The following is a 25689-nucleotide window of genomic DNA, read 5'->3' as shown; positions in this document are numbered from 1 at the left end:
ATAAAAAAGCGAGGCTTAAACCTCGCTTGCTTAAAGACATTTAGAAAATATTAGTGATTCTTTTGTGGACCCCAGTCATAGATTTTTTTCTGGTAGGCATACCACATCATCCATAGGCCAATCAGAATCATCGGAACTGTCAGGAACTGACCTTTACTCATCCATCCAATGAACAGTTGACCATTGTCCGGCTCACGGAAGAATTCAACGGTGAAGCGTGCGATACCATATCCGATGAGGAACAAAGCTGAAACGGCATAACGTGGACGAGGTTTTGAACTAAACCACCACAGCACGATAAACAGAATTAAACCTTCACAGAGGGCTTGATAAAGCTGCGACGGATGGCGCACCAACTGGAGTGGATCGGTCGGGAAGATCATGCCGAAAGCAAAATTAGGGTCGGTCACTGCACGACCATATAGTTCGCCACCAATAAAGTTCCCAATACGACCAAACATTAAGCCTGTCGGAACGCAGGGTGCAATAAAGTCGAGGGTCTGGAACCAAGTCATTTTATATTTCTTGCACCACAGTAACATGGCAATCATGACCCCAAGGAAACCGCCATGGAAGCTCATGCCGCCTGTCCAAACTTGGAATAGCCACAATGGGTTGGCAAGGAACTGATCGAAACCATAAAAGAAGACATAGCCAAAGCGTCCACCAATCACGACACCTAATGCACCATAGAAAATCAGGTCTGAGACCATTTCTGCGTTCCAGCCGTCACGTTGTTTTGCGCGGTAGCTTGCCAAGCCCCATGCAAATAAAAAGGCCAATAAATACATCAGACCATACCAGTGAACTTGTAGTGGCCCCAGTGATATCGCCACAGGGTCGATATTTGGATATGTCAGCATTGCTGTTCCTTGTCATTATGTTTTGCACAGATTTTAGCTGAATGTGCTGAAAAATGTTGTACATTCAATGTGTAAAGATATTGAGAGTTGAATATGTGCATTGTGGCTTTTGCTTGGCAGGTCTTGGATGACATGCCACTCTGCCTGATTTCGAATCGTGATGAGTTTTATCATCGACCGACGGCAGGCCTAAAGCAATGGGTAGATAGTCCGATTATTGCAGGGCAGGACTTACAGTCTGGTGGAACATGGATGGGGATAACCGCTCAAGGGCGTTGGGCGATTGTGACCAATTTTCGTGATGGTCGTGATCAGACCACATATCCCACTTCACGTGGCGCTTTGATTCAGCAATTTTTAGAATCTGAGCAAACGCCCATTCGGTTTGCGCAAGCACTGGAACAAATCCAATGTAATTATGCTGGCTTTAATTTATTCGTTGGCGATGCCACTCAAGCCGTTTATATGAGTAATCGCGGTGAAGCGCCACAAGTCTTAGCCAAAGGGGTGTATGTCACATCTAATGGTTTAATGACTGAACATTGGGAAAAGACCCGACATTTACGTAAACGTTTCACGCAAGAATTTTTGCCGATGCTACAAAGCCAGCAACCACAGGCGGATATAGACGCCGCTGCGTGGGATATTTTGGAAGATGAACGTAAAATCATTCCAGCATTGTTACCCAATACTGGGATTCAGGCGGAAATGGAACATTTGTTGTCTTCAACCTTTATTCAAAGTCCGGTGTATGGCACCCGCTGTTCAAATTTATTGTGTATGCGGGATTCACAGTGGCATTGGCAGGAAAAACAGCAGCAGGGTGAGCAACAAGGACAGATCACCCAGATAGAAGTGCATTTAAAGCTATAAAAAAAAGCCGACGATTCGTCGGCTTATTTTTTAAAGGTGTTTTATGCAGTTTTTTGCGTTGGCTGAGCTTGTTCTACCGCTTCGCCAGCAATCACCCCACCATCTTTACGGGTGATGACTACGGTCGCTGAGCGAGGACGTGAAGTCGCTGCTGCATTGGTTTGTGATGCAGGCCAGTGGCTGGTCGGTTCAGCATAGGATGCTGAATCTTCACCGGGATGTTGCACATTGATAAAAATCGCTTTGTAGTCAGGTGTCATCGTCACACCTGTGATTTCACATTCTTTAGGTCCAGTCAGGAAGCGACGTAAGTTTTCATCATTCAGTTTTGCACCCACAATGGTTTCTTGACCCGATGATGTCGTGGCTTTTGTACCATCACCGACTTGACCCGGAAGCGCAGCAAGCATCATACAGTTGGTGGTATCAGTATAAGCACCGTCATCGGTTTGAATCCATAACACACCACGTGGGTCGAACCACATCCCATCGGGTGAAGACAAGTCATTGTTGTCATTTAGACCAGATAAGTTAATGTTGCTCGCCATTTTTGCTTCAGCACCAAACAGGTAAATATCCCAAGTAAAGCTGAGTGCTGTGGTTGTATCACCATCTTCACGGAAACGGATAATATGACCGTTGACGTTGCCTTTACCACCTTCAGGGTCGATGTAGTTACGAGGGTTGGCAGCATCTAGTGCATGCGTCGTACCACGGTTCGAGTTATTGGTGAGGGTCACATAGACTTCACCATTGTCTGGATGCACAGCGACCCATTCAGGGCGGTCCATTTTGGTAGCACCGACAGCATCTGCGGCAAGACGTGCGAAGGTCAGAACATCTGCTTGTGAGCTAAACGGATACACGCTGTTGCTTTGGTTTAAACCATTGACGTTATAGCTCAATTCAATCCATTGACCTTTGCCGTCATTGTTAAATTTGGCAACGTATAACTTACCGTTGTTCATGTATTTGTCACCTGCAGCATAGCCACCGTTGACATCTTTTTTATTCCATTTTTGGTCGGATACAAATTTATAGATGTATTCACCGCGTGAGTCATCACCCATGTAAAATGCGAGGTTGTCATCTTCACGTAAGCGACTTGCACGGCAGTCTTCATGTGCAAAGCGACCCAGTGCTGTACGTTTTACGGGGTTTTCACGACGGTCAAATGGATCGATTTCGACAATCCAACCAAAGGTGTTTGGACCATTACGATAATCTTCTGCTGCCTGAGTACCGGAAACATTCGCCGACCAACGGTCATATAAATCTTGAGACTCATTACTTCCAATCGCTGTTTCCCAACCATAGCGTGAGTTCGCACCCGCTTTTAGGCCATAACGGTTGAGTGCCACAATTTCAGCCGGACTACGTTTGGCATCATCGTCTTTTGCACGAGCGAAGTAACCAATGAAGTTTTCTTCTGTTGTCAGGTAAGTGCCCCAAGGGGTATAGCCATTACCGCAGTTGTTGTGTGTACCACGGGTTTGTTGACCATTGGCTGAAAACTTTGTACTGACTAAGCTTGAGCCTGCAACAGGGCCTTTAAAGTCCATTACGGTCGATGCGGTAATACGACGGTTAAATGGAGAGTTTTGTACCAGTTTAACGGCTTGAGTCTTGCTGTCTTTTTCAATTTGAATCACAGAAACACCGTGTGCATTGACTTCACGGATAACTTCATCTTCAGGGCGACGACCTTCCACTTTGGTTGGGCCTTGCGGGTGCAAGAAGGTCGGGTTGATGTATTCATGATTCATTACCAACAAACCTTGGTCAGACTGCGTGGCATCATAACGTCCAGAGGTGGTATTTAAACCAAAGAAGCTCATACCGTCATGGCAGTCACCAGAGCGGAATTGGAAGCTCGGGCCAGAAGGAACATTGTTATCATCCCACGCTGGGTATGCAGGGTTAATCGAGTCACCCATCGCATATAGCACATGCGCTTGATAGCCTTCAGGAACAGTCACAATATCGTCTAAATTCTTTTTCACTGGTGTGAAATTGAACTTGGTCGGTTTTTGATTTGGATCAGTGACAGGTGGTTTGGTATTGCTATTTGAACCTGAGTCATTGTCATCATTACACCCCGTTAATGAAGATGCCAATGCAAGTGCGACTGCACCACTCGCAGTCTTGGTAATCAAGCTACGACGGCTGATGCGCTGTTCTAAAATGTCACGAAAATGAAGGTTATCCGAAGTGTTGTTATCAAGTTCTTGATCTTCGTTATATGGCATGTTTGTCATGAATTTAAATCCTGGCAAAGGTGTGCTGGGTAAAAGTTGATCACATAAAACTATCGATAAAATATGACAATGCTTTGAAGCTAATGTTGCAAACTGATGAAATAGGCGTTTAGATTTCGCTGCATGAAAATTGCAAAACATTAAATGGGCGCATAAAAAAAGAGGCTATCTCAGCCTCTTAGGTGTAAAACTCACCAAAATTGTCGAAACATCAGTTTGTTTAAGTTGCAGATGTACGTCGTTTTTCAATCAGCTTGCCAAAGAACAAACCCAGCTCAAAGAGCATCCACATGGGAATGGCCAGCATGATCATCGAAAGCGCATCGGGTGGCGTGGCAAACATGGCGACAAAAAAACAGCCGACGATAATAAAACGACGCTTCTCCACCAAGGTTTGAGTAGACACCACCCCGATCAAAATCAAAATTAGCGTGATGATGGGAATTTCAAAGGTCAGCCCAAACACCAAAAAAAGCTTTAAGCAGAAACTTAAATAACTATTGATATCCGTCATCGGGGCGACTGTTTCAGGCGAAACACTCATAAAAAAATGTAGGATGGAGGGCAGAGCAACCCAATAGGCAAAGGCAATACCGACATAGAAGAGGACGATGCTGCCGAATAATAAGGGCATCGCCAAATGCCGCTCTTTTTCATACAGTGCAGGTTTGATGAAGGCCCAAAGTTGATAAATCACGAAAGGCATCGCGAGCATAAGCGCGACAAAGAAATTCAACTTGAACGGCGCCATAAAGGTGGCGGTCACATCCGTTGCGATCATGGATGAGGTCATCGGCAACTGCGCACGCAGTGGCTCTGACATCAATTGATAGCTTTGATTGGCAAAGGGTAGTAAACAAAAGAACAGAATCAAAATAAGTCCTGTAATTTTGATCAAATGCCGACGCAAAATCACCAAATGTTTGGTGATCGGCATTTCTTCCAAATCAGGCACAGTGTTCTGTGAATTATTCAGTGAAAGATCTGTCATACGGCCACCTGATATTCTGCTAATACATCGGTCGAACTTAATACAGGAGCTTGATCTGTTTTAATCTCGTGCTTTTTTTTCATTTGGGGTGTAACCAAGGCAAAGATCGTGATCTGACCACGTTCGATGTACTGATAACGTGGAGATAAATTTTTATTGTCAGGTAGGACGGCTTCTTGTTGTTTTAGCGCAGTCTGTTCTATGGGATGTTGCGTTTGTTGCAATTCATTCATCTGCGCCTGCATACGCGCTTCGAGCTGTTGAATACGTTGCATTTCTTTTTGCATTTCTTCACGAAGTTCGGACATGCGAAGTTCACGGTCAATATCTGTTTGCACGTTACTGATCAGTCGTTTAACTTTCCCGTACCATTTGCCTGCAAAGCGGATACCTTCAGGCAGTTTTTCCGGGCCGAGTACGATCAGCGCAATAATGCTGAACACCAGTAATTCGCTAATACCAATATTAAGCATTATGACAACTCCTTAGCTTTGAACTGAGGAATTGGTTTTATTTTGAGCTTCATGCTCTAGCGTGCGAGGCTCATTAAGCTGTGTATTTGCTGCGTCTTCATCACGCATCGATTTTTTGAAATCTTTGACCGCGCCGCCGACATCTTTGCCCAAGTTTTTTAGCTTAGAGGTACCAAAGAGTAAAATCACCACAATTGCAAAAATCAGTACATGCCAAATCGATAGTCCAGCCATCTTGTTATCCTCTTGTTGGTCTGCACAACATTTCAGCAGTTGTAGATGACAGTGAAGTGACCAAGATGTTGCAGTTTAAAGACAGTCGCGAAGCTTATGTTCAGTGTTACTATGCATGGATTGAGCAGTGAGGGTGGTGTAGTGGCGTTTCTTCTTCCGATATTGGGTTTTTTAAGTGGCCTCGGATTGGCATCATTATCACGAACATCATCGCTCAAATCGATTTTCTCTAGCTTACTTGCACGCTGTTTTATTCCAGCCGTAATCATCTACAATATGGTGTTCTATCAAGCAGGCAGTTTAGCGCTGATGCTCTTTAGCTTTAGTGTTGCCGTGCTGATGTTTTATTTATTTCGCTGGCTGTTAAAAGATAGTTTACGTGCCTTGTGTGTCAGTTATTTGAACTTGGCTTGGCTGGGTTTTCCTTTTGCATTAGCATTGTTCGGCCCTGAAATTAGTGCAGCGATGGTGGCTCTGTATGTCGGTGGCTCTATCTTTGGCAATATGTGGGCCGTGACAGCCGTCAGTTCAGCCCAACTACCATGGTCGAGCGTGATTCAAAAAGTGGCGATGTCACCGCCTGTATTTGCCTTGATGATTGCAGGTGTCTGTCGAATAGTTGGATTACAACATTTAGAAGAACATCAGATCTTAGATTGGCTCTATCAAGCTGCAAAAATAGGAATGAGTTTCACAGGGATGTGCGTCTTAGGCATGTGGCTGCGCCAAACTAAGGTACAGTGGCGTGATCTGATGAACAGTAGTCGTATTTATGCGATGAAACTCACCGTTGGCGCGGTGATCTGTAGTTTGAGTTATGCCTTTCTTCCAATTCCCCAGATCGAGAAATATATTGGGGTGATGTTTATGCTGTTCTGCTTACCCCCTGCCGCCAATATTGTGGCTTTAGAAACGCATTATCAAGGAACAGGTACTTCGGCGCGTTATATTGCTTCAGGTACGATTATGAGCTGCATCGTCGTCAGTTTTTATGGGTTAATTTTGCATCTTTTTTCGCTTTAAGATGAAAAGTGAATTATAAATGCCCAAAACAGTGATTACTTGAGCTGTTTGCGAATCTGCCAATCACGCACGAGGGCGTATATCATTGCGATACCTATCAGGCCTGGAAATCCAACCTGACCTTGCGACAGATTAAGCATGATCGACAGTACGATCAACGCTGCAAAAATAGCGTAAGTGGTACGAAAGCCTGAGGTGAGCGGGTAGGTTAGTTGCGCATGGCAATGAGGGCAGCTTAGTTTTTGAAAACCAAGAAAAGAGCGTGTCGGGATTTCAGTTGAAGTGTGATGGCAAGTGTTGCATATGATCTGTATCGGTTGAAGTGCCATAATTATTCTATTTTTATTCAGGGATTGGAGTTAATCTTTGGCATTAAGATTAACTCCAATTCAAATTATTTCAAACTTGCTTTAAATAATTTCATCGCCTGACCACGATGGCTGATTTTATTTTTTTCTTCTTTTGATAATTCAGCACTAGAAACGTTTAGTTCAGGCAGCCAAAACAGTGGGTCATAGCCAAAGCCATTTTCACCGCGTGCTGCTTCCATCACTTCACCGCGCCAAATCCCTTGGAAAATTTGTGGGAGTGGGTCTTCTGCATGTTGGACCAAAGCCAAGACACATACAAACATCCCTTCGATGGCTTCACCCTCTTTACGGAGTGGTTTGAGGTCAGCAAGCAACTTGGCATTGTTAGCGGCATCATTGCCATGTTCACCTGCATAGCGCGCAGAGTAAATCCCCGGTGCGCCACCAAGCACAGGTACGCAAATGCCAGAATCATCTGCAATGGCTGGCTTGCCTGAAATTTTCGACGCATGACGCGCTTTGATAATGGCATTTTCAACAAAGCTTAGACCGTCTTCGATGGCATCTTCAATGTTCAACTGACCTTGTGGAATCACTTCAACAGGAAGATTAAGCTCGGCAAACATTTTTTCAAATTCTGCAATTTTGCCTTTGTTATTACTTGCAAGCACCAAAGTGCCTTGAGATAACCAATCAGTTGAAGCCATGTGAATATTCACCATTAAACAAGATTTGAGGCTATTTTAACAAGATGCTGTGGTTGACAGGCAATAAAAAAGCACCCGAAGGTGCTTTTTAAGATTCAAAAACTTATTGTGCTTGAATCCATTTGTCTGCACGGTCACGTGCTTGACGAATTTGGTCTTGGCTTAAGTTGGCTGCCAATGCCGTTTTCTTACCTTCAGACAAGCTAATCACTTTGTTGTCGAGCATGCCATCACGGGTAGAAAGCTCATACCATTGGTATGCACCCATGTAGTTTTTCTTTTGCTCTTCCATCATGGCTAAGTTAAAGCTTGCGCGGTTATCACCACGGCTGGCTGCTTTTTCGAAATATTGACGAGCAAGCGCTTCATCTTTTTTAGTCCCAATGCCATCTGCAAGCATACGACCTACATTAAGCTGTGCTGCAGATAAACCTTGATCAGCAGCAGCCTTATACCATGCAAAAGCTTGACGTTCATCTTTGGCAACGTCTTTACCTTGTTGATATTTAGTGCCTAAGTAAAACTGAGCACCGGGCTGACCTGCTTTAGCAGCTTTACTTAAGCTGTGAATATCCATAATTGAATATTGAGCAGCTTGGCTAGAAACTGAAGATGATGGAGCAACATAATCCGCATGGGCTTGTATGCTAAAAAGTCCAATCAGTAGCGTCGTGCTTAATAATAATTTTTTCATAGAGCGCTCACTCGATAAATTGCGACTTCACCAAATAGATTTGGGAGACGTTTACTGAGTAAACTGTCTTGTTGATCCCCATTCACGGCAAGTCGGTTAATAATCCGGATGTTATTTTCAGCACACAGCGCTTCAAAATCACGGAAAGTACATAAATGAATATTGGGCGTGTTATACCACATATAGGGTAACGCGTCTGAAACGGGCATCATTCCTTTTAATGCAAGGAAAGAACGAGTCTTCCAATGTGCAAAGTTTGGAAAGGTAATAATAGCCTGTTTCCCCACACGCACCATGTCTCTTAAGAGAACGTCTGGCGCATCTACAGCTTGCAAGGCTTGTGCCATAACCACATAGTCAAAAGACTGGTCGGCAAAGCGACTTAAACCTAAGTTCAAGTCCTGTTGGATGATATTTAACCCGCGACTGACTGCAATTGCAATCTTTTCTTGATCAATTTCTAAGCCATATGCACGAATATTGTGCTTTTTGCTCATATGTGCAAGCAGTTCACCGTCACCACACCCTAAATCGAGTACGCTTGAATCTGGTTTAATCCAACGTTCAGCCAGTTGATGATCAATACGCATTAGTTGGTCTCCTTCGGTGTTTCTTGCAGGTGTTTTACACCGCCTAGGAATGCACGTAAGCTTTTCACATATAACGGAATCGGGAACAAGAAAGAGTCATGGCCTTGTTCAGCATCAATATCCACATAGCTCACAGGCTTATGATTGCTAATTAATGCATCTACAATTTCTTGCGAACGAGCAGGGGCAAAACGCCAGTCCGTTGTAAACGAAACAACTAAAAATTGACACTTGGTTTTAGACATCGCGGTTTTTAATGATTGCTCATATTCACGTGATGGATCGAAATAATCTAAAGCCTTGGTCATGATCAAATAGGTATTGGCATCAAAGTTACGGCTAAATTGCTCACCTTGATAACGCAAATAACTTTCGACTTGGAATTCGACGTCAAAGCCATACATAAATTTACCTGACTTTAAGTCACGGCCAAATTTTTGTTTCATGGCTTCTTCAGAGAGGTAAGTGATATGACCCACCATACGGGCCAAGATCAAACCTCGCTTAGGATAACTATCATTTTCTAAATAGCGACCATCATGGAAATCAGGGTCAGACAAAATCGACTGACGCGCCACTTCGTTAAAGGCAATGTTTTGCGCAGACAGTTTTGGTGTACTGGCAATAATCACGCACTTTTGTAAACGATCTGGATAGTCCACAGACCATTGTAGAGCTTGCATGCCCCCTAAAGAGCCGCCAATCACCGCATACCACTGTTGAATCTCTAAACGATCAGACAACATGGCTTGGGTTTTGACCCAGTCACGGACAGTCACTAATGGGAAATCAGGACCATAAGGGCGATTGTCATTTTCAGGATTTGGAGAGGTCGGTCCAGTAGAACCGCTACAGCCGCCGATATTATTTAGTGCTACGACAAAGAATTTTGACGTATCAATGGCTTTGCCTGGTCCAATACATGCGTCCCACCAACCCGGCTTACGGTCATCTTCATGATGATAACCTGCTGCATGGTGATGGCCTGACAGAGCATGACAAATCAAAATTGCATTAGATTTGTCTGCATTCAGTTCGCCATAAGTTTCAACCATGAGCTCAAAACGTGGGAGTATGCGATCGCATTCGAGCTCTAACGGCTCTTCAAAAATAAACTTTTGTGGGGTAACTAAGCCCACTGAGTCAGCTGGAAAAGACACAGGAATAATTCGCCTTAAATCTTTAGTATGAATAATAAAAGGATACCACTTGAGGGTATCCTTCTAAAGTCATTTTATTGCTATTTGATATTTAAAGCATTGAATTAGACTGCAGCAGCAATCACTTGTTCAGTACTTAAAACACCTTGTTCAATTAAACGGTTAGTGCTGGCAATAATCGCTTCGATGGATGCAGTCACGATGTTGTCATGTACACCTGCGCCGAATGCAGACTTGCCTGTGCCTTTCACTTGAAGCTCAATCAACGCCAAGGCTTTGGCATGCGCGCCTGAACTGATACTGCGTTCTTCATAGTTCAAGACATCAATCGGCAACTGCAATGCATTTAAGATAGCAGAAATTGGGCCGTTGCCTTCACCACGTAATTGCTGGATCTCACCGTTCACTTCGATATCGAGTTCAATGACTTGCTTGCCATTTTCATCATGTAAGCGGTAGTTTTTCGCCGCATAATGTGTATCTTTGGCCGCCACATACGTGTCTTTAAACAATGACCAGATCGCTTGTGCAGAAATCTCAGTACCGTCTTCATCTGTTTTTTGCTGTACGATTTGCGAGAATTCAATTTGAATACGGCGAGGCAACACCACGTTGTAATTTGATTCTAACAAGTACGCAATACCGCCTTTACCAGACTGTGAGTTGACACGAATCACGGCATCATAGTCGCGGCCCAAGTCTTTCGGGTCGATTGGCAAATAAGGCATATCCCACATTTCTTCGTTCTTTTGGAACTCGAAACCTTTTTTAATGGCATCTTGGTGTGAGCCAGAGAACGCGGTGAAGACCAAATCACCAGCATACGGATGACGAGGGTGTACCGGCAAGCCTGTGCATTCTTCAATGATTGAAATGATTTCGTTAATGTTTGAGAAATCTAAGTTTGGCGCAACACCTTGGGTATACATGTTCAATGCAATCGCTGCAACGTCCACGTTACCTGTACGTTCACCGTTACCAAACACACAACCTTCGACGCGGTCAGCACCAGCCATAATGGCCAACTCAGAAGCGGCAATACCACAGCCACGGTCGTTATGACAGTGCACAGAAATAATCACACCGTCACGGCGCTCAATATTACGGTGCATCCATTCCACTTGGTCTGCATAGACGTTCGGACCTGAAACTTCAACCGTTGCAGGCAAGTTTAAAATCACTTTGTTCTCTGGAGATGCTTCCCAAATTTCAGTGACCGCATCACAGACATCTTTAGCAACTTCTAATTCTGTTGCAGTAAAACACTCTGGACTGTATTGGAATACAAATTCAGTTTCAGGCTGTTTTGCAGCGTATTCTTTGACTTTCGTTGCGGCATTAATCGCTAATTGTTTTGCACCAGCAACATCAACATTCAACACTTTATTGCGGAATGTTGGCGAGTTTGAGTTGTAGATATGCACGATGGCACGTTTTGCACCTTGTAATGATTCAAATGTACGTTGAATCAAATGATCACGTGCTTGAACCAAAACTTCGATGTACACATCATCGGGAATATGGCCGCCTTCGATCAACAAACGGGTGAAATCAAAGTCGATTTGTGATGCAGAAGGGAAGCCGATTTCAATGTGTTTGAAACCAATTTTCACAAGCATTTGGAACATTTTGAACTTTTGTTCAATGTTCATTGGCTCGAAGATCGCTTGGTTACCGTCACGAAGGTCGGTACTCATCCAGATCGGCGCTTTATTGATTTCGTTATTTGGCCATTGACGGTCTGGTAAGTCTACACGTTGGTACATGCGACGGTATTTTTTGCTTGGATCTGCCAACATCATGTGAAAACTCCTTATAGCACCGTGGATAAATGTCGTGGATAAACGGCAAGGTACTACTTATATAGATTGTGTCTATTCTAGCAATTTACAAGTTTAATTTCGGAGTCTTTAGTCGAAAGTCGAAATAAATCCGTAAAGATTCACATGACTTAGCTTTACCGTAAGCTCGTAAATGTATAACTAAATATTAGTCCATATATTCCGGAAATAATTTCCTATTTTTGCGTCAAGATGCCATTACTGGAAAATATTTTTCTATAAAATTAGCTTTTTTGAAAAATATAATCTTTATTAATCTCATCGACGGTGGCTGTTCCCATCAATGCCATCGTAATCTCAAATTCTTCTTTCAGTATTTTGAGTACATGGGCAACACCTAAAGCGCCCGCTGTAGCTAAACCATAAATGCAGGGACGGCCGACTAATACGGCAGATGCACCCAAGGCTATCGCTTTAAACACATCTGAACCACGACGAATACCACCATCATATAAAACTGGAAAATCCTTAGGCACAACTTTTTTAATCAGTTCTAAGGCGGTGAGAGGGGAAATGCAACCGTCCAGTACGCGCCCACCATGATTCGACACAATAATGCCTTGTACACCGTGTTGCAGGGCAAGTTCAGCATCATGTGGACTGACAATGCCCTTTAAAATAATCGGTAATGAGGTGTTTTGACTGAGCCAAAGGATATCGGCCCATGTCGGTGCGATTTTCATCAGACCGTTAAATACGGGATGGTCGCCATCATTGAGCTCAGGCAATGGGATATGTGCAGGGGTATGCGGATGTTGCATGCCTTCAGGCAAATGGAAAAACACTCGACGTTCACGGTCACGAATCCCTGTATGCGGGGAATCAATGGTTACTACAATCGCTGTATAAGCATGTTCTTCTGCCATCTTGACCAGTGATAATGACTTTTCGCGCTCACCTTGCCAATACAATTGGAACCATTTGTACGGATTGTCCTGCTTTAACTCACGCATATCTGTATTGGTAAACGTACTGAGGATCATATTGCTGCCAAGGACTTCGGCAGCGAGGGCTGTTGCAGCTTCAGCATCAGGATGAAATTGTTGTTGGTGACCAATGGGTGCTACAAAAATAGGATGCGGGAAACGTTGCCCTAAGATTTCGATTCGGGTATGACCTTGGGTTAGATCTTTCAGCATACGTGGTAGCAGTTGTATCTGTTCAAACTGAGACAAATTGCCACGGACACTGTGTTCATCCATCGAGCCGCCTTGCAAGTACTGCCACACCATTTGAGAAAGGTGCAGCTCAGCCTGTTTTTCGTAATCTGCAATGGTTTGCAAATGAGCTGGAATCTGAGTGAGTGGCGCTAAAATGTTGTGATCAGTCATTGGTAGTTTGTCCATGTCTATTGACCTTAAGCTTTAAATTTCGGCCCATTTGCGGATGAGGTTGTGATACAGACTAGTCAACTTGACGACTTCACTATGTGCATCACCCAATTGCATACGCAAATTTTGAATGCTTTGATCGAGATTAAATAACATGTGACGCTCAGCATCTTCACGGATCATACTTTGCAACCAAAAAAATGACGCAATACGACAGCCTGCAGTCACAGGAGTAACTTCATGCACACTGGTAGATGGATACAAAATCAAATCTCCGGCAGGTAATTTCACTTCGTGGTAGCCATAGGTGTCTTCTACCACAAGTTCACCACCCTCATATTCTTCGGGTTCACTTAGAAAAATCGTGCAGGACAAATCGGTACGAATTTTTTGATTGCTGTCAGGCATCCAGCGAATGGCATTGTCGACATGGAAACCAAACGTTTCACCATTTTCATAGCGGTTAAAATAGGGCGGCAAAATATTGAGGGGGAGAGCCGCTGATGTAAAAAGCGCGTGTTGTGACAATTCATGCAGAATAATGTCACCTAAATGCTGTGTTAATGGATGGTCTATATCTAGCTGTTGGTTGTTTTTTACATTTTTAGACAGTGAACCCGTAGTTTTTTGACCATTAATCCATTCTACTTTTTGCATTTCTGTGCGGAAGTAGTTGACCTGTTCTTTACTCAATACATTTGGGATATGGTGAATCACGGCCTAACCCTTTGGAACTGTAATATTAATGTTTTGATCATATACAAAAATAGCCTCGAAGCGAGGCTATTTGAGTCAATACCATAAATTATTTATGGTATTTATTTCTTCTTAGTATTTAAAGTTAACAGATAGAACTGCGCTGCGGCCTTCTGCTTCAGTGGCATAGTGAGATGCGTAGGCTTTAGTGAAATAACGTTTGTCAGAAAGGTTATTTACATTCAACTGTAAATCCACATTTTTGTTAACGGTATAACGCGCCATAGCATCGTAGCGTACATAAGATGGAGCCCATTTGATGTTTGCAACATCACCATAAACTTTGTCTGAATATACTGCACCACCACCCAAAGTTAATTGCGGCAATATCTTATAGGTAGTCCATAATGTTGCTGCTTGTTTAGGTACATTAGGCATTTGGTTGCCATTATAAATGGCATTATCTGTACAAGTTGCTGTTGAACCTGAACCACGGCATGATTTACCATTTTTTGTTAATTCACTATTAAGATAAGTATAACCTGCCGAAATATCCCATTTATCGGTAATTTGACCATTTAATCCTAATTCAACACCATCTACTTTGCTTTCACCTACATTCGCATAAGTTGTTGGGTCAAGCTGTACACGAGTATTTTGTTTTTCAGTACGGAAGATCGCTGCTGTTAAATTCAAACGATCATTTAACAAGTCCCACTTAGTACCCAACTCGTAAGTTTGCGCTTCTTCAGGATCGATCATTTGGTTATTAGCATTTATGGTTTCGCTGTTATCTCCCCAACCAGCATTTAAGCCAACAGGACTGGCAGAGGTAGCATAACTTGCATAAATTGAACCATTTTCAACAGGTTTAAAGGTTATACCTGATTGATATGTAAAGAAGTCTGAATCATTGTTAGCTGTATATGCAGCAGCTGAAGATGTAGCACGAAAGTTTTGTTCAGCTTCAAACTTGTCCCAACGCACACCAAGATCAAGTAACCATTGTGGTGTGATTTCAATGCTGTCTAATAAATATACAGAAGTGCTTTCAACCGTGGCATCAAAGTCTTGGCGGGCTTCTAAACGATCTAAAAATGGTTTTTGAGTTGGATTGTTTAGAGAAGTACACCAATTGCTTGAAAGGTCTTTACAGTCGCTGTAAAACCCCGTTGAGGAAACTTTGCCATCTTTACTGTTAATGATGTTATAACCACCTTTGTCAGTTTCTTGCTTGCTATATTCAGCACCGACATTAAAACTGTGATTAATGGCACCTGTAGCGAATTTACCTGTCAATGCTAATTGATTTGTAAAGGTATCGCTATCTGTGATGGCAGAGTTTTGACGATGCCATACTTTGCCATTGGCTACATTGCCTTTAGAGTCATCAGGGTTTGTCCAAACATAATCATTTTTAGATTTGCTGTACATTGCAGTGTTTGTGAGGGTTAAGTTGTCAGTTAAATCATGTTCTAACTTGATTGTTCCTGCTTGGTTTTCTTGTTTTTGGAAGTCACGATCTTTCCAACCATAATAAACGCCTTGTTTTACTTCCGCAGGTTTACCCTGTGGTTTACTTAAACCAGCATCCCAATATGGAACACCTGAATCTGGAGTGTCATCCGATTTTAAATAGTAATAACTTAAAGTTGCACGAGTAGGGGTGTCTAAGCCAAAAGTAATACTAGGGGCAATACCTGCACGTTTGTATTCAGCACCGTCAGCTTGACCTGCTTTCTCATTCATGTGTCCCATAACGGCAACACGTGCAGCAATCCCATTGCCAAAATCTTTGTTGCCATCAAGCGTCACACGTGCGTAAGCATCTGTACCGCCAGCAAGAGTACCTTCTAAAAAGTCACCTTTTTTGGCCACTTTAGAAATCATGTTGATGCTACCGCCAACAGTACCTGCACCACCCATAGCAGAAGCAGAACCTTTGGTGACTTCAACTTGTTCTATGGCAAACATTTCACGGTTTTGTGAGGTTGAATTACGAATACCATCTAAATACATTGAGCTTTCAGAGCTGTAGCCACGGATAAATGGACGGTCGCCATTTGGGTTGCCGCCTTCACCAGCACCGAGGGTAATACCAGGTACTGTACGTAAAGCATCACTTAAAGTTGTGACTTGCGTGTCTTCAATCAGTTGCTTAGAAATCACTGATACAGATTTTGGTGTATCAAGAAGGGGAGCAACAAATTTAGCATTCGCAGATTTATCAACTTTTAAGCTTGGTGCCTTTTCAGCAACAACTTCTTGGTTAATCGTTGGAAGTTGAGTAACTTGCTCTTGCGCGACTGCATTAACAGCAATGACAGAAAGAGAAGAAGCAATTGCTGAAGAAACAATTTTCTTACGTGTTTTAATGAAGGCCATTTCGAACCCGATTTGGAATAGTGAATTTGTATGCGAATAATAATGATTCTTATTTGTTCTTACATCTTTGTATAATTGTAAATCACGATAAATAATCATATTGTGATAGTCCTATTTAATGTAATGATATAACAAGTATTAATTAAGACTATGTTTTATTTAAATATTGATAAAATATATTGTTTTTTTATGTTTAATTGAGATTATAAATATAGACATGATTGTGAATTAAATAAGCATAAATCGTAATTGTTAATGCAAAAAAAAACCTGCCGAAACAGGTTTTTTAGTTTTGTCTTTTATAAGTACTAAAAGTTAGAAATCATAAGAAATGGATAACCAGTAGTTACGACCAGCTAAGTAAGTTCCAGCCATTGAAGAACCAATGGTCATATAGTCATAGTAAGATGTCTCTACACCTTGGCTATTGATATAAGTTCCATTGCTTGTGAAGTCTTTATCTAATAAGTTATTTATAGATCCATTAATACGAATATTGTCGTTAAGGCTATAACTTGTACCGAGGTTAAATAAATTATACCCCTTCAACTTATTGCCAGTTGCAGCATAAATGATGCCAGCATCACCAGCAGTTTGGACTGTACTATAACGTTTACGATCAGATTTATACTCATGCTGTAACCAAATATCGAGTGAAGGATTAATATGCCAAGTAGATGTCATATTAAAAGCATTTTTGGGTACGTTATTTAGGTACGAGCCTTTATTTTCACCTTTTGTGATCTCACTTTCCATATAGGTATATGCAGCTTTAATATCCCATTCAGGGATAATGCTGTATTTCAAGCTAACTTCAACGCCCTTAGTTTCTGCTTCATTGGCATTAATACTTTGTGAAAAACTATCTTGAGTAATATGGGAACCATAGCTGACACAACCTGCTTGGTTTGGATTTGTTTCAGAGTAACAGTTCCAAAGGTCAGCTGCATCAGTTATCAGATCTTCAATTTTATTAAAGAATGCCGTTGTGGTTAAGTCAAAGCTACCTTTGTTATAATTAAAGCCTAATTCATAGTTGGTGGATTCTTCAGGTTTAAGATTAGGAGAGCCGACACCAAAAGTTGCACCTTGACCACTAACACTAATCACGCCATTGTGTAATGCTTTTGCAGACGGTGCTTTGTAACCCGTACTTACACCACCTTTCAGTGTTAGATTTTCATTAGTATTCCAAACTAAATATGCTCGTGGGCTGAAGTGACCACCAAAACCTGAATGATCTTCATAACGTCCACCTAAAGTTAAAGCAACTGAATCTAAAAGGCGCCATTCATCTTCAGCGTAGAAAGATAATGAGTCTTTTTTGAATTTTGAACCCACGCCCGCAATATCGTCAGCAATTTCTGCTTCTTTATATTCGGCACCTACTGTGATTTTATGATCTGCAATAGGCATGACGATATGTGTATCAGCAACAAAGTCAGTGTTTTCTAATGTACGATCTTTACCTGCAAATGCATTTAATGGGAATGTGTTTCGTGGAATAGTACGGCCTACGGTTTCAGTAGTTGTATGGCTTACGTAAGATGACCATTTACCAAAATCATAGTTCCCCTCATGTCCAGCAGAAATTTGATCACGGTTAAATTCTAGTTCGTCTTTATAACCATTAGCACGGCTCTGTGTGTCTTGAGTGCCCAGTCGATTATCATCATTTTTATAGTTTTGACTTGAATGGAAGCCATCTAACCAGAAACTATTTTTATCATCTAAGTTAAAGGATAATTTACCACCAAAATCAAAATTATCTGCTTCACTTGGGCGTGGGTCACGGCCAGATGTACCTGGAATACGTTCAGATTTTTGACGGTCTAAATAAGAACCGCGTAGCTGCATCCCTAATCGTTCGCTTATAAGAGGGCCATTTAAAACAAAACTGGTTTTTGCTGAGTCGGCTTCCCCATTATGTTCCATGAGATTACCACTCACAGTAACATTACCAGTCCATGTATCAGACACTTTTTTAGTAATAATGTTGATTACACCACCCATTGCTTCTGAGCCATAGCGAGTAGCCATAGGACCACGAATGACCTCAATACGCTCAATTGCAGCAAGGGGTGGTAAGTAACCATTTGATGATTCACCGAAACCATTTGGAGTTACGTCAGAAGATGTTGTTTGGCGACGTCCATCAATTAAAACCAAACCATAGTCATTACCTAGACCACGCATTTTTACGTTTAAGCCGGATGTTTTACCAATACCGTCACGAATATCAATGCCCGGAATGTCAGCTAGTAAATCTGCAATGCTAGAAGCATTTTTCTTTTCTATGTCTGCTTTTGTAACAACACTGATTGAAGCAGGAGCATTCTTGATCTTTTGTTCAAAGCCCGCTGCAGAAACAACAATGGTTTCCATCTGTTGAGCTTGAGATTCAGTCGTTTCAGCATGTGCGAAACTCGTAGTAGTTACAATTGCCCCAAATAAAGCAGCGGAAAGAGGGTTGAGATTAAATTTACTCATAAAAGAATACCAAATATGGACAAGATAAATATATGAAAATAAATTAAAAAATATCATTAAGAATAATAGTGAGAAAGTTTCTCATTTTCAATGGTGAATTAAAAAATAATCAATATTTCTTCGAAAAAAGCTGAAAAATTCTAAAAATAAGAAGGGCATCCATGCCTGAATTTATAGTGTTATAATCCATTTTTGTATATCTTTAATTGTTGTCATATAATGTGGCACTTTTTTTTAAAACTGTTTTAACTAACAAATTATCGAGGAAGCCATGCAAGTAACTTCTGAAGCGGTTTCGGGCGTTGCCCGTCGTTTAAATGTATCTGTACCGACGAGCCGTATTAACGAGCAGTTTGAAGCTCGCTTGAAACGCACTGCCAAAACTGTGAAGATCAACGGCTTCCGTCCAGGTAAAGTACCTGTAAACGTTGTTCGTCGTGAATACGGTGCTGGTATCTATCAAGAAGTTGTAAACGACATCATTCGTGACACAGTATTCGAAGCGATCCAACAAGAAAAAATCAATGCTGTTGGTATGCCAAACATTGAAAAAACTGAAATGAAAGATGATGCTTTAGTTTATGAAGCAACTGTAGAAGTTTATCCAGAAGTTGAAGTTAAGTTCGAAGGTTTAGAAGTTGAACGTAAAACAACTTCAGTTGACGACAAAGACGTTGAGAAGATGATTGAAAATCTTCAAAAACAACGCGCTTCATGGGTTGAAACTAAAGGCATGGCTAAAAAAGACATGCAAGTAACTTTCGACTTTGAAGGTACTGTTGATGGCGAGAAGTTTGAAGGCGGCGCTGCTGAAGACTTTAAACTCGTTCTTGGTTCTGGTCGTATGATCCCTGGCTTCGAAGACGGTATCGTTGGTATGAAGAAAGGCGAAGAGAAAGTTATCGATGTAACTTTCCCTGAAGACTACCAAGCTGAAAACCTTGCTGGTAAAGCTGCTCAATTCAAAATCACTGTTAAGCTTGTTGAAAAACAAAAACTTCCAGAAGTTGATGCTGAATTCTTAAAAATCTTCGGTCTAACTGAAGAAGAAGGCGTTGAAAAGCTGAAAGCTGACGTGCGTAAAAACATGGAACGTGAAGTGAAAAACGGTCTTCGTAACCAAGTGAAAGGTGCAACTTTTGATGCGCTTGTAGCTGCAAACGAAGTAGAACTTCCAGAAGCAATGGTTGCTCAAGAAATTGACCGTCAACGTCAACAAATGATCCAACAATTCACTCAACAGTTTGGTGCTCAAGGCGCTAAAGCGTTTGATTCAAGCATGCTTCCAGATGACCTATTCAAAGAGCAAGCTGAAAAATCAGTTAAACTTGGCGTATTGGTCAGCAAAGTATTAGCTGATGCTAAAATTGAAGTTGATGCTGCACGTGTTGATGCTTACATCGAAGACATGGCTTCTTCTTACGAAGATCCTAAAGAAGTAATTGAATACTTCAACAACGATAAACAGCAACGTGCTCAAATCGAAGCTGTTATTCTAGAAGACCAAGTTGTCGATCACATCTTAGCTTCTGCTAAAGTAACTGATACAACTGTGAGCTATGAAGACTTATTGAAAGAGCAACAAGCTCGTCAACAAGGCTAATTTCTAGCTTTCAAAAAAAGGCGCATTAAGCGCCTTTTTTTATCGAAATTTGCCCCCAAATAAGTTGTCCTGATTTCACAATGCTTATGAAAAAAATATCTGTTATTTAATTGGGAATCTTTTGCAATTTCGACAAATATCCCTCATATTGTGAATTATGGGTTGAGTCAGAAAAATTTAGGAATAAATAACGTATGTATGTTCCAACAATTGAAAACGCACTAGTGCCAATGGTGGTAGAACAGTCATCTCGTGGCGAGCGTTCTTTTGATATTTATTCACGCCTTTTGCGTGAACGTGTGATTTTTTTAACCGGTGAAGTTGAAGACAACATGGCAAATTTGATTGTTGCCCAAATGTTGTTCTTAGAAGCAGAAAACCCAGATAAAGATATTCATTTATATATCAACTCACCAGGCGGTTCGGTTACTGCAGGTATGGCGATTTACGATACCATGCAATTTATTAAACCTGATGTTGTGACTTACTGCATGGGGCAAGCAGCATCGATGGGTGCATTCCTGCTTAACGCCGGTGCTAAAGGCAAACGTTACTGTCTTGAAAATGCCCGTGTCATGATTCACCAACCCCTTGGTGGTTTCCGTGGTCAGGCATCTGACATTGAAATTCATGCACGTGAAATTCTATTCATCAAAGAACGTTTAAATCGTTTAATGGCAGAGCATAGTGGTCAAGACTACGAAACTGTTGCTCGAGATACTGACCGTGACAATTTTATGACAGCGCAAGCTGCGAAAGAATACGGTCTTGTGGACGAAGTTTTATCTAAACGCCCATAAGTTTTAAAGAATTAATTATTGGAGTGAATATGTCCGAACATCCTCAAGGACAAAAGCATTGTTCATTTTGCGGTAAAACGCAGTCTGAAGTCGGGAAACTGATTGCAGGTGAGGACGCGTACATCTGTAATGAGTGTGTGGACGTATGTCTTGACCTAGTTCAGACCAGTCAGCAAGTTGAATCAAATGACTGGGCAACTCGTCCTTTACCAAAACCGCATGAAATCCGTGCTGCGCTTGACCAATATGTGATTGGTCAAGATGTTGCGAAAAAGACCCTCTCTGTTGCGGTATACAACCACTATAAACGCCTAAAAGTTGGCACTAGTGGTAAAAAACCAGAAGACGGTGTAGAGATTTCGAAAAGTAACATCATGTTGGTTGGACCAACAGGTTCAGGTAAAACACTGCTTGCTCAGACACTTGCGCGTCTTTTAGATGTGCCATTTGCGATGGCAGATGCAACGACTTTAACTGAAGCCGGTTATGTGGGTGAAGACGTTGAGAACATTGTTCAAAAACTCCTTCAAAAAGCCGATTACGATGTAGAAAAAGCGCAAAAGGGCATTATCTATATCGATGAAATCGACAAAATTACCCGTAAGTCTGAAAACCCATCTATTACTCGTGATGTATCGGGTGAAGGTGTTCAGCAAGCGTTATTGAAAATGATCGAAGGTACGGTTGCGTCGATTCCGCCTCAAGGTGGTCGTAAGCATCCGCAGCAAGAATTTATTCAAATTGATACTTCAAATATCCTGTTTATCTGTGGTGGCGCATTCTCTGGTCTAGAGAAAATCGTACAGCAGCGTCAAGAAAAAGGTGGTATCGGCTTTACAGCTGAAGTGCGTAAGAAAGATGAAACTAAAAAATTATCTGACTTATTCCGCCAAGTTGAAGCGACAGATTTGGTTAAATTTGGTCTGATTCCTGAATTTATTGGTCGTTTACCTGTGATTGCTACCTTGGAAGAACTCGACGAAGAAGCATTGATGCAGATTCTGACAGAACCAAAAAATGCATTGACACGTCAGTACCAATATTTATTTGAAATGGAAAATGTTGACCTTGTATTTGAAGACTCAGCATTACGTGCCGTGGCTAAAAAAGCCCTTGACCGTAATACGGGTGCGCGTGGTCTACGTTCGATTTTAGAAAATTCATTGCTTGAAACGATGTATGACCTACCAAGTCGTTCAGATGTGGGTACGGTTGTCATCAATGAAGCGGTGATTAATGGTGAAGCGGAACCTGAATTTAAATCAGAACGTCAACCAAAGAAAACTGAAGAAGCTGCACCGAAGTCAGATTTAAAAGTTGTGAACTCTAAATCTGCTTAAGCGCTATTCGTCTGAAACGTGTGTAAATCCAAGATTTGCACACGTTTTTTATTTCCAAAAATAAAGGCAGAATGTTAATCTCAGCAGGATGGCGTGGATGCCTGAATGTAAAAAACTGAAAACAAAAGTGTAAAAATAAAAAAAGACGCAGTGAGGGATAATCATGCGTGGAGTTGCAATTCTACTTTTAAGCAGTGTAGCGCTGCTGGGTTGTCATGGAAAATCAGCCATTGAGCAAACGTCATTGGCTTCAACATTAAAGCCCGTGGATCCTGAAAGTAAACCGGGTCATATTGAGCAATATCGATTGGGTATGTTTACCATTGGTGGTTGGGTCAATCAGAAACAAGGTCGACATTTTCAAGAAGTGAAAGCTCAACATGATCAAGCAGCGATTGTGTATTTATATCGTCCAGACAGTAAATGGAATCGTCAAGAAATTGTGGCCAGCAGCTTATTTCTGAACAGTGAGCGTATTCCAAGTTTATTGAATAATCATTATTACTGGGTGGAGTTACCGGCAGGGAATTACCGCTTATCGTCCAGTCGCCCTTTGGGGGTGAATCATTTTCAAAAACCTAAATATTTAGACTTTGATGTTGAAGCAGGTCAAACTTACTTCATTAAATATGATGAAGAGAATTTATCCAGTAAAAGAACGGTTTCAGGGCCATTGCTGCTCATGCCTGAAAAAATTGGTCGAAATGAAATCGCATTTACAGAGTTGAAATCCAACAGTTTTAACTTTGTGGCAGAAGATCAAAACACTGGAAAAGTGCGGAAAAGTGCGCAGAAGTTGAAAGCACCTCATTATGATCCTGCGGAAGATGTACAGTTGACCAAGCCTTTTAAACTGTGGAATCCATTAACTTGGTAATGTAATTAGCTCGTGTTTTTGAGTGTGTGAAAATATTAAATAGCGAATGTCATTCGACAAACAGCCTAAATATTGACATTAAAAAAAGCACCCGATGGGGTGCTTTTTTTAGATCTTGAATGTGGCGAAATTAGTTCGCGGCAGCATCAACTACTGGGATTTTACCAATTTTTGCTTGCCAGATTTTTGGTGCAGTCGCGTGTACAGAAGTACCATTTACGTCAACAGCTACAGATACTGGCATGTCTTTTACAACAAATTTGTAGATCGCTTCCATACCTAAGTCAGCGAAAGCAACCACTTCAGCTTCACGAATCGCTTTTGATACTAAGTAAGCAGCACCACCAACAGCCATGAGGTAAGTTGCTTTGTTGTCTTTGATTGCTTCAACAGCAGCAGGGCCACGATCCGCTTTACCAATCATACCGAACATGCCAGTTGCTTCAAGCACTTGACGTGTGAACTTATCCATACGTGTTGCAGTTGTTGGGCCAGCAGGACCAACGACTTCGTCACCGACTGGATCAACAGGGCCAACGTAGTAAATAAATTTACCTTTTAGGTCAACTGGAAGTTTTTCACCTTTGTTTAACATGTCAACCATACGTTTGTGCGCAGCGTCACGACCTGTATAGATTGTACCGTTAAGAAGTAGTGTGTCACCCGGTTGCCAAGAGTTCATTTCTTCTTGAGTGATGTTATCTAAGTCAACACGTTTAGACGTTGATGAATCCCAAGTTACTGCAGGGTAGTCTTCAAGGCTAGGCGCTTGTATATGCGCTACACCTGAACCGTCTAATTGGAAATGCGCATGACGAGTTGCAGCACAGTTTGGAATCATACCTACTGGTTTACCCGCAGCGTGACATGGGTAGTCTTTGATTTTGATATCAAGAACAGTGGTTAAACCGCCAAGACCTTGAGCACCAATACCTAAAGCATTTACTTTTTCGAAGATTTCGATACGAAGTTCTTCGATTTGGTTTTGTGGGCCACGACGAAGGAGTTCGTCCATGTTGATTTCTTCCATCAATGCTTCTTTTGCAAGCATCATGGCTTTTTCAGCAGTACCACCAATACCGATACCGAGCATACCAGGAGGACACCAACCTGCACCCATTGTTGGAACAGTTTTAAGTACCCAATCTACGATAGAGTCAGAAGGATTAAGCATTGCAAGCTTAGATTTATTTTCTGAACCACCACCTTTAGCAGCAACAGTAATATCAACTTTATTACCCGGAACGAGTTTGTAGTGAATTACAGCAGGGGTGTTGTCTTTGGTATTTTTACGACCAAAAGCAGGATCAGCTAATACTGATGCACGAAGAATGTTTGAGTTTTCAAGATAACCTTGACGTACACCTTCGTTGATTGCATCGTCTAGGCTCATGGTTAAATCAAATTTAACGTCTAAGCCCACTTCAAGAAATACGTTCACAATACCCGTATCTTGACAGATAGGACGATGGCCTTCTGCACACATACGAGAGTTAATTAAAATTTGTGCAATCGCGTCTTTTGCGGCTTTGTTTTCTTCACGGTCATACGCACGGCTCATCGCTTGGATGAAGTCCTGTGGGTGATAGTAAGAAATGAACTGAAGCGCATCTTTTACCGATGTGATCAAGTCATCTTGCTTGATAATAGTTGTCATACAAATATCTCTTGAGCGGGCTGATAGCTAGCGGGCTAAATTATAAGACAAAAACACAGTTGTGTGGGTATTTCGCTTAATCTTTGGCCGAAAGTTTAATAGGCTTAAACAGCACCGTGTTTCGCTGTCATCAATAGCCTGAAAATGACGTTTTCACTGTCATATTTCATGAAATATTTGTCACATAACTAGAGGAGAAGATTTTTTTTGTTTCTAAGATTTTGAAATTAAATAATATTTATTATTTTTGAATATTTCATATTTGTCATATAACTGTCATAAAACTTTTACATAATGACGTCATCAAAGTTAGAGTGTGAAATATATGGTTACTCCAGTGTTGTCAGTTATTGGTTTTTCTCTGTTTATCGCAGCAACTTGGTTCTACGGTCAACAAGAAGATCAAGCCTAAAGCTTTATCTTCTTTTTTTTTTGCTTTAAATTTTATAAAAAATAATATTCTTCTTCAAATCTTCAAATCTTCAAATCTTC

Annotated in this window: 22 protein-coding genes; 6 read left to right on the top strand and 16 right to left on the bottom strand. The window is 41.5% G+C overall.

Annotation, left to right across the window (positions count from 1 at the left end; genetic code table 11):
• Nucleotides 1-50: 50 nt before the first annotated feature.
• Entirely contained in the window at nt 51-863 is an 813-nt protein-coding gene (lgt, locus tag FTT85_RS01560) for a prolipoprotein diacylglyceryl transferase (protein ID WP_180007176.1), read from the bottom strand.
• A 93-nt stretch (nt 864-956) separates the two neighbouring features.
• On the opposite strand from lgt, the gene FTT85_RS01555 reads away from it, so the two are divergent.
• Nucleotides 957-1736 carry an NRDE family protein gene (locus tag FTT85_RS01555; RefSeq protein WP_218955412.1) on the top strand — a complete coding sequence of 260 codons (780 nt, stop codon included), beginning with the start codon at nt 957-959 and terminating at the stop codon, nt 1734-1736.
• Nucleotides 1737-1777: 41 nt separating this feature from the next.
• Here the strand turns inward: FTT85_RS01555 and FTT85_RS01550 are convergent, their stop codons facing one another.
• From FTT85_RS01550 to tatA, 4 genes are all read right to left on the bottom strand, one after another.
• Nucleotides 1778-3994, bottom strand: coding sequence for a PhoX family phosphatase (locus tag FTT85_RS01550; RefSeq protein WP_180182671.1), 2217 nt, complete (start codon nt 3992-3994; stop codon nt 1778-1780).
• A 220-nt stretch (nt 3995-4214) separates the two neighbouring features.
• Nucleotides 4215-4985 carry a twin-arginine translocase subunit TatC gene (gene tatC, locus FTT85_RS01545; RefSeq protein WP_180128405.1) on the bottom strand — a complete coding sequence of 257 codons (771 nt, stop codon included), beginning with the start codon at nt 4983-4985 and terminating at the stop codon, nt 4215-4217.
• Nucleotides 4982-5458 (bottom strand): Sec-independent protein translocase protein TatB, encoded by a 477-nt coding sequence (tatB, locus tag FTT85_RS01540; RefSeq protein WP_180182670.1) that lies wholly within the window; start codon nt 5456-5458, stop codon nt 4982-4984. The genes tatC and tatB overlap by 4 nt, the downstream gene beginning before the upstream one ends.
• Nucleotides 5459-5470: 12 nt before the next feature.
• Nucleotides 5471-5692 (bottom strand): Sec-independent protein translocase subunit TatA, encoded by a 222-nt coding sequence (tatA, locus tag FTT85_RS01535; protein ID WP_078189673.1) that lies wholly within the window; start codon nt 5690-5692, stop codon nt 5471-5473.
• A 141-nt stretch (nt 5693-5833) separates the two neighbouring features.
• Between tatA and FTT85_RS01530 the strand changes: the two genes are divergently transcribed.
• On the top strand, nt 5834-6715 hold the full coding sequence (locus FTT85_RS01530; RefSeq protein WP_180182690.1) for a permease: 882 nt from the start codon (nt 5834-5836) through the stop codon (nt 6713-6715).
• Nucleotides 6716-6750: 35 nt separating this feature from the next.
• On the opposite strand, the gene FTT85_RS01525 is transcribed toward FTT85_RS01530, so the two are convergent.
• The 10 genes from FTT85_RS01525 to FTT85_RS01480 form a co-directional block, all read right to left on the bottom strand.
• Nucleotides 6751-7044 (bottom strand): hypothetical protein, encoded by a 294-nt coding sequence (locus FTT85_RS01525; protein WP_180182669.1) that lies wholly within the window; start codon nt 7042-7044, stop codon nt 6751-6753.
• Between the two features lie 65 nt (nt 7045-7109).
• Nucleotides 7110-7733: an RdgB/HAM1 family non-canonical purine NTP pyrophosphatase gene (gene rdgB, locus FTT85_RS01520; RefSeq protein WP_078192870.1), complete on the bottom strand. Its 624-nt coding sequence runs from the start codon at nt 7731-7733 to the stop codon at nt 7110-7112.
• Nucleotides 7734-7836: 103 nt separating this feature from the next.
• Nucleotides 7837-8427, bottom strand: a complete 591-nt coding sequence (locus FTT85_RS01515; protein WP_078189669.1) for a tetratricopeptide repeat protein — start codon at nt 8425-8427, stop codon at nt 7837-7839.
• The gene (metW, locus tag FTT85_RS01510) at nt 8424-9017 is read right to left on the bottom strand and encodes a methionine biosynthesis protein MetW (protein WP_067763682.1); all 594 of its coding nucleotides are present in this window, start codon (nt 9015-9017) and stop codon (nt 8424-8426) included. Before metW ends, FTT85_RS01515 begins: the two co-directional genes overlap by 4 nt.
• Nucleotides 9017-10177: a homoserine O-acetyltransferase gene (locus FTT85_RS01505; RefSeq protein ID WP_078192713.1), complete on the bottom strand. Its 1161-nt coding sequence runs from the start codon at nt 10175-10177 to the stop codon at nt 9017-9019. The genes metW and FTT85_RS01505 overlap by 1 nt, the downstream gene beginning before the upstream one ends.
• A gap of 104 nt (nt 10178-10281) precedes the next feature.
• Nucleotides 10282-11979, bottom strand: a complete 1698-nt coding sequence (leuA, locus tag FTT85_RS01500; protein ID WP_180101383.1) for a 2-isopropylmalate synthase — start codon at nt 11977-11979, stop codon at nt 10282-10284.
• Nucleotides 11980-12242: 263 nt separating this feature from the next.
• Complete coding sequence (locus FTT85_RS01495; protein WP_180182689.1) at nt 12243-13349, bottom strand: alpha-hydroxy acid oxidase; 1107 nt, start codon at nt 13347-13349, stop codon at nt 12243-12245.
• Between the two features lie 33 nt (nt 13350-13382).
• A complete protein-coding gene (locus FTT85_RS01490) occupies nt 13383-14066 on the bottom strand; it encodes a Fe2+-dependent dioxygenase (RefSeq protein ID WP_078192711.1) in 684 nt (227 codons plus the stop codon).
• Nucleotides 14067-14177: 111 nt separating this feature from the next.
• The gene (locus tag FTT85_RS01485) at nt 14178-16430 is read right to left on the bottom strand and encodes a TonB-dependent siderophore receptor (RefSeq protein WP_180182668.1); all 2253 of its coding nucleotides are present in this window, start codon (nt 16428-16430) and stop codon (nt 14178-14180) included.
• A gap of 315 nt (nt 16431-16745) precedes the next feature.
• Nucleotides 16746-18920, bottom strand: a complete 2175-nt coding sequence (locus tag FTT85_RS01480) for a TonB-dependent receptor domain-containing protein (protein WP_180182667.1) — start codon at nt 18918-18920, stop codon at nt 16746-16748.
• A gap of 271 nt (nt 18921-19191) precedes the next feature.
• Here FTT85_RS01480 and tig point away from each other — a divergent pair, with 271 nt between their 5' ends.
• The 4 genes from tig to FTT85_RS01460 all read left to right on the top strand — a co-directional run bounded on the left by tig (nt 19192) and on the right by FTT85_RS01460 (nt 23540).
• Entirely contained in the window at nt 19192-20523 is a 1332-nt protein-coding gene (tig, locus tag FTT85_RS01475) for a trigger factor (RefSeq protein WP_078192708.1), read from the top strand.
• 194 nt (nt 20524-20717) lie between these two features.
• Nucleotides 20718-21323 carry an ATP-dependent Clp endopeptidase proteolytic subunit ClpP gene (gene clpP, locus FTT85_RS01470; protein ID WP_078192707.1) on the top strand — a complete coding sequence of 202 codons (606 nt, stop codon included), beginning with the start codon at nt 20718-20720 and terminating at the stop codon, nt 21321-21323.
• Between the two features lie 29 nt (nt 21324-21352).
• Nucleotides 21353-22663 (top strand): ATP-dependent protease ATP-binding subunit ClpX, encoded by a 1311-nt coding sequence (clpX, locus tag FTT85_RS01465; RefSeq protein ID WP_111884049.1) that lies wholly within the window; start codon nt 21353-21355, stop codon nt 22661-22663.
• A gap of 163 nt (nt 22664-22826) precedes the next feature.
• Complete coding sequence (locus FTT85_RS01460; protein ID WP_180026011.1) at nt 22827-23540, top strand: DUF2846 domain-containing protein; 714 nt, start codon at nt 22827-22829, stop codon at nt 23538-23540.
• Between the two features lie 130 nt (nt 23541-23670).
• Here FTT85_RS01460 and FTT85_RS01455 read toward each other — a convergent pair whose 3' ends face one another.
• On the bottom strand, nt 23671-25197 hold the full coding sequence (locus FTT85_RS01455; RefSeq protein ID WP_180182666.1) for a fumarate hydratase: 1527 nt from the start codon (nt 25195-25197) through the stop codon (nt 23671-23673).
• Nucleotides 25198-25689: the final 492 nt, after the last annotated feature.

This window comes from Acinetobacter sp. YH01020 (assembly GCF_013420275.1).
Taxonomy (GTDB): domain Bacteria; phylum Pseudomonadota; class Gammaproteobacteria; order Pseudomonadales; family Moraxellaceae; genus Acinetobacter; species Acinetobacter amyesii.
Note: the sequence above shows the minus strand (reverse complement) of the source record. Positions and strands in the feature narration are given on the sequence as shown.